The sequence below is a fragment of the Marinomonas lutimaris genome, from assembly GCF_019426345.1.
Classification (GTDB): Bacteria; Pseudomonadota; Gammaproteobacteria; order Pseudomonadales; family Marinomonadaceae; genus Marinomonas; species Marinomonas lutimaris.
Map to the genome: position 1 here is coordinate 1 of NZ_JAHLLW010000051.1, position 1,236 is coordinate 1,236.

The window sequence follows — 1,236 nt, forward strand, 5'->3', positions numbered from 1 at the left end:
CTGTAGTGGTCTAATAAAACCGGACACTATTTTAGGTGGTAACATTGCCACATTAAGAGAGGTGTTTAATGACAAAACGTCGTATATTTTCAACAGAGTTTAAGCATGAAGCCGCCAGCTTAGTACTCGATCAAGGCTACAGTTTTACTGAGGCCTGCCAGTCCCTTGGCATTGGTGAGACAGCTCTACGACGCTGGGTTGGTCAGCTTAAAGAGGAACGAGGTGGTGTCACACCAAAAGCAAAAGCTCTGACACCAGAACAGCAGCGCATACAAGAACTTGAAGCCAAAATTAGTCGATTAGAAAGGGAAAAAGCCATTCTAAAAAAGGCTACAGCTCTCTTGATGTCGGACGACCTAGAACGTATGCGCTAATTAATAAGTTAAGAGAGCAAGAAGCGACAGAGGTACTTTGTGACTTATTTGGCGTTCCAAGCAGTAGTTACTACGATTACCTCAAGCGTGAGCAGAAGATTGATGCTGAACGGTTAACATTGCGTAGCCTAGTGGCTCAGTATTTCAATGAGAGCCGTGGTGCAGCGGGAAGCCGAACATTACAGAATATGTTGCAGGATGAAGGCTATACGCTGGGTCGCTTCAAAGTCAGAAACTTAATGAAGGAAGCTCACTTATGCAGTAAACAACCAGGAAGGCATCGCTATAAGGATACAGGAGGCGAACAACCAGACGTCCCTAATCATCTGAGTCGAGAGTTCAATGTGAGTGTCCCTAATCAAGTTTGGTGTGGCGATATTACTTATATCTGGGCAGAAGGTCGCTGGTATTACTTAGCTGTCGTTTTGGATTTATATCGAAGGCGTATTGTTGGCTGGGCGTTCTCATCAAATCCCAATGCAGAGCTTGTTGTAAAAGCTTTAGATATGGCTTATGAACAGCGTGGTCGACCAAAAGGTGTGATGTTCCATTCGGATCAAGGAAGCTAATACGCGAGTCGAAAATTTAGACAACGGCTATGGCGTTATCGCATGAAGCAAAGTATGAGCCGCCGAGGAAATTGCTGGGACAATGCTCCCATGGAAAGAGTGTTTAGAAGTTTGAAGTCCGAGTGGATTCCAACGACAGGATACATGACTCAAAACGAAGCAAAACGAGATATCAGTTTTTATCTGATGGATTACTATAACTGGCGCAGGCCGCATCAATATAACAACGGGATGCCACCTGCCAAAGCGGAAGAACAACCTAATTTACTGTCCGGAATTAGTTGACCACTACA

General features: G+C 44.6%; 1 pseudogene. It reads left to right on the forward strand.

Features of this window, described 5'->3' with window-relative positions:
- Positions 1-68 precede the first annotated feature (68 nt).
- Positions 69-1,228 (forward strand): annotated as a pseudogene (locus KPL72_RS21040) (IS3 family transposase).
- Positions 1,229-1,236 lie beyond the last annotated feature (8 nt).